The organism is Marinitoga hydrogenitolerans DSM 16785, assembly GCF_900129175.1.
Taxonomy (GTDB): Bacteria; Thermotogota; Thermotogae; order Petrotogales; family Petrotogaceae; genus Marinitoga; species Marinitoga hydrogenitolerans.
In genome coordinates this window covers 39,686-46,839 of the sequence record NZ_FQUI01000014.1, presented here as the reverse complement: position 1 = coordinate 46,839, position 7,154 = coordinate 39,686, and the positions used below count along the sequence as shown (strand labels likewise).

General features: G+C 27.7%; 11 protein-coding genes. All 11 read left to right on the top strand.

Annotation, left to right across the window (positions count from 1 at the left end):
- Nucleotides 1–239: 239 nt before the first annotated feature.
- The 11 genes from BUA62_RS05545 to BUA62_RS05495 all read left to right on the top strand — a co-directional run bounded on the left by BUA62_RS05545 (nucleotide 240) and on the right by BUA62_RS05495 (nucleotide 7,153).
- Nucleotides 240–647, top strand: coding sequence for a hypothetical protein (locus tag BUA62_RS05545; RefSeq protein ID WP_072864305.1), 408 nt, complete (start codon nucleotides 240–242; stop codon nucleotides 645–647).
- An 11-nt stretch (nucleotides 648–658) separates the two neighbouring features.
- The gene (locus BUA62_RS05540; RefSeq protein WP_072864303.1) at nucleotides 659–970 is read left to right on the top strand and encodes a ferritin family protein; all 312 of its coding nucleotides are present in this window, start codon (nucleotides 659–661) and stop codon (nucleotides 968–970) included.
- A 142-nt stretch (nucleotides 971–1,112) separates the two neighbouring features.
- On the top strand, nucleotides 1,113–2,732 hold the full coding sequence (locus BUA62_RS05535; RefSeq protein WP_072864301.1) for a putative manganese-dependent inorganic diphosphatase: 1,620 nt from the start codon (nucleotides 1,113–1,115) through the stop codon (nucleotides 2,730–2,732).
- A gap of 241 nt (nucleotides 2,733–2,973) precedes the next feature.
- A complete protein-coding gene (locus tag BUA62_RS05530; protein ID WP_072864317.1) occupies nucleotides 2,974–3,285 on the top strand; it encodes an ArsR/SmtB family transcription factor in 312 nt (103 codons plus the stop codon).
- An 80-nt stretch (nucleotides 3,286–3,365) separates the two neighbouring features.
- A complete protein-coding gene (locus BUA62_RS05525) occupies nucleotides 3,366–3,851 on the top strand; it encodes a Na+/H+ antiporter subunit E (RefSeq protein ID WP_084670716.1) in 486 nt (161 codons plus the stop codon).
- Nucleotides 3,848–4,096 (top strand): cation:proton antiporter, encoded by a 249-nt coding sequence (locus tag BUA62_RS05520; RefSeq protein WP_072864299.1) that lies wholly within the window; start codon nucleotides 3,848–3,850, stop codon nucleotides 4,094–4,096. The genes BUA62_RS05525 and BUA62_RS05520 overlap by 4 nt, the downstream gene beginning before the upstream one ends.
- On the top strand, nucleotides 4,093–4,434 hold the full coding sequence (gene mnhG / locus BUA62_RS05515; protein ID WP_072864296.1) for a monovalent cation/H(+) antiporter subunit G: 342 nt from the start codon (nucleotides 4,093–4,095) through the stop codon (nucleotides 4,432–4,434). The genes BUA62_RS05520 and mnhG overlap by 4 nt, the downstream gene beginning before the upstream one ends.
- The gene (locus BUA62_RS05510; protein ID WP_072864293.1) at nucleotides 4,421–4,666 is read left to right on the top strand and encodes a Na(+)/H(+) antiporter subunit B; all 246 of its coding nucleotides are present in this window, start codon (nucleotides 4,421–4,423) and stop codon (nucleotides 4,664–4,666) included. Before mnhG ends, BUA62_RS05510 begins: the two co-directional genes overlap by 14 nt.
- Nucleotides 4,666–5,415, top strand: coding sequence for a Na(+)/H(+) antiporter subunit B (locus BUA62_RS05505; RefSeq protein WP_072864312.1), 750 nt, complete (start codon nucleotides 4,666–4,668; stop codon nucleotides 5,413–5,415). Before BUA62_RS05510 ends, BUA62_RS05505 begins: the two co-directional genes overlap by 1 nt.
- Nucleotides 5,416–5,760, top strand: a complete 345-nt coding sequence (locus BUA62_RS05500; RefSeq protein ID WP_072864291.1) for a sodium:proton antiporter — start codon at nucleotides 5,416–5,418, stop codon at nucleotides 5,758–5,760.
- Nucleotides 5,753–7,153 (top strand): complex I subunit 5 family protein, encoded by a 1,401-nt coding sequence (locus BUA62_RS05495; protein WP_072864289.1) that lies wholly within the window; start codon nucleotides 5,753–5,755, stop codon nucleotides 7,151–7,153. The genes BUA62_RS05500 and BUA62_RS05495 overlap by 8 nt, the downstream gene beginning before the upstream one ends.
- Nucleotide 7,154: the final 1 nt, after the last annotated feature.

Sequence of the window (7,154 nt, the reverse complement as noted above, 5' to 3'; positions counted from 1 at the left end):
GGGGATGTTATCTAAAACTATTTTACCAGAGGTAAAACTTAAAAACAAGCAAAAAATAAATACTGAAAAAGATGCTCAACAGAAAACTACTAATATAAAACATATAACTAAAAACACATAAATCAATATAAATAAAATATATTTACTTTTCAAAGAGCATATAAATAATAATAATAATAATAATAATCAATAACAATAATATAATTATTCTATACTAATTATACGAGGAGGGGGATTAGATGAAAAAATCTTTTTTCTTCATAAGTATTTTTTTCTTAGCATTTTTATTGTATGGTTGCATGAATTTGAACAGTGAAAAAACATATTATATAGAAGGGTATTTTAAGGATGACTGGGGTGATGGACAGTTACATCCATGGTCTGGAAAATTTCTTATACTTGCTTTAGATTCAAGTAATAAAATTAAAGGATATGATATTGCTAATGACCAAGAATCAACAGATGACTATTTTAAAATAAAAAACTTGCCTGAAGGAAATTATATTTTAAAGGTATATACGGATTCCAATAATAATATTGATGAAAATAATTTAGAACCATTATTAAATATTACACCAGATGCAACAAAACATTATAACTTAACGAATAATGCAAGTATCACTATTCTTTTTGGTGAAGATGATTAAGGGGGGATAAAATGCCAGAATTTGCAAATCCATTTTCCGGATTAAAAAGTGATAGGAAGTTAACAGATGAAGAATTAATTAGGGCTATCCGTTATATGATCGCAGCTGAGTATGAAGCAATACAATTATATATGCAATTGGCAGAGTCTACAGATAATAGATTAGCTAAAGAAGTATTGATTGATATTGCTAATGAAGAGAAAGTTCACGCAGGAGAATTTTTGCGATTATTGAAAGAACTCGACCCAGAAGAAGAGAAATATTATATTGAAGGTGCAGAAGAGGTCAAAGAAGAAATTGAAAAAATGAAAAAGAATGATTAATAATAAAATAACCGGTATCAATTTATTGATGCCGGTTATTTTATTATTAATATCTAATTATTCATGATATGTTTTAATTATTTGAAAATATTATTATTTATGATATAATATCTCCGTTAAATTCAAAAAATGGAGGTGAACGATGAAAATACATGTTATAGGTCATAAAAGACCCGATACAGACAGCATTGCAGCATCTATATCATATGCGTATTTAAAAAATCAAATTGATGAAAAGAACGAATATATTCCATTTAGATTAGGTGAATTAAATCCTGAAAGTAATTATGTGCTTGATTATTTTAATATAGCGAAGCCAAATTATTTAGAGCATGTATATATACAGGTAAAAGATGTAATGATTGAAAAAGTAATAACAGCGGATAAAGAATCAACTATTTATGAAATAGGAAATACAATGCTTGAAAAACAAGTAAAATGTATCCCAATTGTGGATGAAAATAGAAAATTAATTGGTCTATTAACCGAACGTGAATTAGCTAAAAATTTTTTAAAAGAGATTCAAAATTTTACTTTAGATGAAAACCCTCCAAAAGTAAAAGATATAATTAAAACAATGAATGGAAAGTTAATTGTTGGAGATGAAAATAGAAAATTAAAAGGTTGTCCGACAATAGGAGCTATGAGTGCTGATGAGGTAAAACGTTATGTGAAAAAGGATGATGTTTTAATTACTGGAAATAGAAAAGATATCCAAAAAATAGCTATTGAAAAAGAAGTAAGTTGTTTAATAATAACAGGTAATTTTATTCCTGATAAAAATATTATAAAACTTGCCAAAGAAAAAAATATTCCAATTGTTGTTTCTCCACATCCAACATATATAACTGCTCGTTTGCTTAGATTAAGTACACATGTTGAAAGGATTATGGAAAAGAAACCCCTTACAACGCATCCGGAAGAAATACTTAAAGACTTTGAAGAAGAATTAATGCAAGATAAAAAAGGAATTGCGATAGTTGTTGATGATAATATTAAAGTAAAGGGAATTATTACAAGACATGATTTAATAAAACCAAAATCAAAGAAAATTATATTAGTCGACCATTCTGAAAAATCTCAAACTGTTGAAGGAATTGAAGAAGCAGAAATTTTAGAAATAATAGATCATCATAGACTTGGAGGTTTAGAAACAGGACTTCCAATAACTGCTCATATTAGACCAGTTGGATCTACTAATACAATAATTTGGGATTTGTATAAAAAAAATAACTTAAAACCCCCAAAAGAAATTGCAGGATTAATGATTTCAGCAATATTATCTGATACAATGATCTTGAAATCACCAACAACAACTTACGAGGATAAAAAAGCAGTAGAAGAACTTTCTAATTTATTAAAAATTGATCCTATTGAATATGGAATTCAAATGTATAAAGCAAAAACCAATCTTGAAGGATTTTCAGAAAAAGAAATTTTAACGCTTGATTTGAAAGAAACACGTTTATCTAAAGGGAAAATCGGAATTTCTCAAATCGAAGTAATCAATCCTGATCAAATACTTTTGAAAAAAGAGAAAATTATACATGCAATGGAAAGAATTGCGAAAGAAAAAAAATATATATTATTTCTTTTCTTATTAACAGATGTTTTAAAAGAAGGTTCATACATATTTGCAGCAGGACAATATAAATTAGCAGAAAAAGTATTTAAGACTAAATTTCACAATCAAATTTCGTTTTTAGAAGGGATTGTTTCAAGAAAAAAGCAAGTTATGCCTTTAATTTTTAGAAATATTTAAAAAAGATATTTTTTATCGGTAATTAAATAGTTGTAAAGATATAATTAAAGAGCGCTAAATGCGTTCTTTTTTTATATTTTATATAAATCAGAGATTATAAATGATTATATCCGTTTAGAGAAGGATATTGTTAATAAATATAAAAAATCTTTATTTTAATAATTGGTTTTTTTGTATTATAATAATATTAGAATTTTCTAATATTCTTTTTATATTGAATTCAAAAAGGGAGATGATAATATTGGATGAATGTAAGTTGATTTCTAACATTTTTAAATCTTTATCGCATCCGATTAGATTAAGAATTATCAAGCTTTTAAATGGGAAAAAATTATCTGTTTTAGAAATTGCTGAAAAATTAGGAACAAGTCAATCGAGTATTTCCCAACATCTTAAAATTTTAGAAGAAAATGGAATTATCGTGAAAGAAAAAAAAGGAAATGTTGTATATTGCAAATTAAAGCATAATTTGGTTATGGAATTATTATCTGACGGAAAAAGAATAATTTCACAAGAACTAAAAGAAGTTAATAATATAATTAAAGAAGCATAATATACACACTTTGTGAAGATAAAAGTTTTAGTAATTTAAAGATTTTTTTCACAAATAAATTTTTAGAAGGAGGGAGTATTTTGAAAAAGTACATTTCAACTTTTCTAACCTTATGGGCTATTTGGATAGCACTTACAGGGTTTAGTATTCAAGAGATATTAACAGGTTTATTAGTATCTCTTGTATTATCAGGGATAATTTCAAAAGTAGTTGATTACTCTTTTGATTTTACTCTGATTCCAAAGGTTTTTATGTTCGTGTTTGTTTATATTCCTGTTTTTATTATAGAGATGATAAAAGCAAACATTGATGTGGCTGTCAGGATTCTAACTCCATCTTTACCATTGAATCCAGGATTTGTAAAAGTTCCCACAAAATTAAAGGGTAACGTTGGAAAATTAACTTTAGCAAATTCTATCACATTAACTCCAGGAACATTATCCATAGATGCTGATAAGGATAGTATTTATATTCATTGGATTGATGTGAAAGGTGAAACTCCCGAAGAATATCAAAAATTTGTTTCAGGAAAGTTTGAGAAAATTTTGGGAGGGATATATAAATGAATATTTTTATTGGAATTTTAATTACATTTGGGGCTTTTTTTTCTGTTTTAAGACTCATTTTTGGACCGACCACACCAGATAGAGTAGTTGCTGTAGACACTTTAAATGTCATTATAACAGGTTCAATAGTTTTTTTGGCTTTTGTTTTCAACAGTAGTTTATATTTGGATATTGCTTTAGTTTATGGAGCATTATCTTTCTTAGAAACTGTTGTAATTGCCCGTTATTTGGAGGGGAAAAAATGATTGTTATAGGATATATTTTAATGACCATAGGAGCTCTTTTTTATGTTTTAGGTGGATTGGGTCTTATTAGAATGCCAGATGTTTATAATAGACTTCAAGCTGCAACTAAAGCTACAACGTTAGGAACTTTTTCACTTGTTTTAGGAGTTGGGATTGCAAATCCTTCATGGTTTATAAAAACATTATTAATTGTAATCTTTTTAACTATTACAAATCCAGTTGGAAGTTCTGTTTTAGCAAAAGCTTCTTATATTTATGGTATAAAACCTTTTAAATTAGTAAAAAACGAGTTAGATGAGCTCTACAAAAGTAGAGGTGATGAAAATGCAGATAATTGAAATTTTAGTAGGTATTACATTGTTAGTTTTTGCTTTTTTAGCTATAGAATCAAAAAAAATAATTAATTCAGTAATTTATTTATCAATATTGAGTATGTTATCAGTAGTATCTTTCATATTTATGAAAGCTCCTGATGTTGCTATTACAGAAGCAGTAATAGGTTCAGGTTTAGTAACAGCAGTATTTATATTTACCCTTTTTTCTATAAAAAAGGTTGGTGATAAAAAATGATGAAAAGATTTATTGCTGCATTAATAGTATTAGTTTTAGGAATTTTTATTTTTACTAACCTTTATTCAACAGGTGAAGGTAAATTATTCCCAAAATTTGGTGAAGTAAACTTAAGCGAAAGAGTATCAAATAGCTTTGTAAATAAAAATGTTAGTGAAAATTCAGGTGAAGTAAAATTTAAAGAAACAAAAAATGCTGAAAGTGGTTCTGCAAATATGGTAACTTCAATTGTTGTAAACTACAGGTCATTTGATACATTAGGCGAAGTTACAGTATTATTTGTTTCTGCTTTAGGTGTTGGATTATTATTAAGCGGTAACACAAGAATGAAATTTAAAACACCACCAAACTTTATTTTAAAAACTGCAGTAAGAATAATTTCAGGAATTATTTTAATAACAGGTGTTTATATATTCATTCATGGTCATTTAACTCCTGGAGGAGGATTTCCAGGTGGTTCTATGATTGCTTCTGCAGTATTATTGTTCTACTTATCTGATGATGAATTCAGAACAAAAGTAAAAGCTTTTAAAGTATTAGAAGGAACAGCTGGAAGTTTATATTTAATATTTGGCCTTTTAGGAATATCATTGGGTGGATATTTCTTATACAATTTTTTACCTACAGGTACAGTTGGAGAATTATTCAGCGCAGGTATAGTTCCAATTATTTACATTTTTGTAGGATTAAAAGTAGGATCTGAGCTTTCAAACTTAATCTCAGATTTTCTCTCAGAGGAGGGGAAATAAATGATACAATACTTATTTATTGGTTTAATATTAATTGGTATATATGGTCTTCTAACTCAAAAGAACTTAATTAAAATTGTAGTAGCATTAAACGTTTTAGAGATTGGTGTTAACTTGTTTATAATTTCCATAGGTTATGTGAATGATGGTGTGGCTCCAATATTATTTAAAGGAGTAGTATCAAATAAAAATATATTTGTAGACCCTTTACCACAAGCGTTGGTTCTTACAGCTATTGTCATAGGTGTTGGAGTTACAGCGTTAGCATTAACAGTTGCAAGAAAACTTTATGAAAAATACAAAACATTAGAATTGGATGAGATGGGGAGTGAAAGCAATGATTAATCCTGTTTTATTAATAGCGATCCCTTTATTGTTTGCTTTTTTGTCCGTTATTTTCAAAAAAGCTGATAAAACATTACTATTAGCTGCAGTTGCATTTAATGTTTTTGGAACTTTGATTATTCAGGAAGGAAATATTATCATTGGCGGTTGGAAACCACCATTTGGTATAAACCTCGTTGTTGATCAATATTCAATATTTGGATTAACAATATTGAATATTGTTTTTGCTTTATCTGTTATTACATCAGTAGCTTCAATAAAAAAATATTCAACTGTACTATTGGTTTCATTAGCTTCCTTGAACGGAATGATGTTAACTGGAGATTTATTTAACTTATTTGTATTTTTGGAAATTGCATCAATTTCAGCATATATAATGTCAACAATGACAAAAAATTTTAAAGGAACATTTAACTACATAATTTTAGGAGCTTTTGGCTCAAATCTTTATTTATTAGGAATTATAATTCTTTATGCTACAGTAGGAACATTGAACATGGCTGATATGGCTTCAAAAATTAGCCTTGTAAATAATAATGTATTATTATTAGCAGTAACATTTATATTTGCCGGATTTGCTGTAGAAGCTAAACTAATGCCATTCAACGGTTGGGTGAAAATGGTATATGGAAATGTTAATGATTTAAATGGTGGAATCTTTGCTTCTGCATATGCAACAGCTGCCATTATGATGTTTGGAAAAATATTTACAAATATATTTGTAGTAGACGGAACATTGAAAACACTATTACTAACAATTACAGTGTTAACATTTGTATTCGGAGAAATTGCAGCTTTTGCACAAAAAAATGTAAGAAGTATTCTTGCATTTTCAAGTATAGGACAAGCTGGTTTAATAGCAACATTGTTCTTAGCTGGGATTACAGGTGGAGCAATGATGCAAGTTGCAAATAATGCCTTTACTAAATTATTAATGTTCACAATTGCAGGAGCAATGTACGTTTATGCTGGTACAGATAATGTAGATAAATTACAGGGTTTATTCAAGAAACATAAATTAATAGGTTTTGGATTTTCAGTAGCAGCACTTTCTTTAGTTGGACTACCATTATTCTATGGTTTTTATGTAAAAATATTTACATTAACAAATCTATTCAAATTAAATAATTTTTGGATTCCTGCATTAATACTATTTGCAAGTTTAATTGAAGGTATTTACTTCATTAGAATGCTAGTTAAATTATGGAATCCTGGAGAAGAAGGAAAAGAATCAAAAGATGAATATACAACAAAACTTTCTTTGGAAAACACATTTGCTTATGCCGTTTTAGCTATTGCTGTTGGATTATTCATAATTTACATTAGTTTCAATCCGGAATTTATAACACAAGGTATAAGTAATTACCTTTCCAATATACCGGGAGGGATGTGAA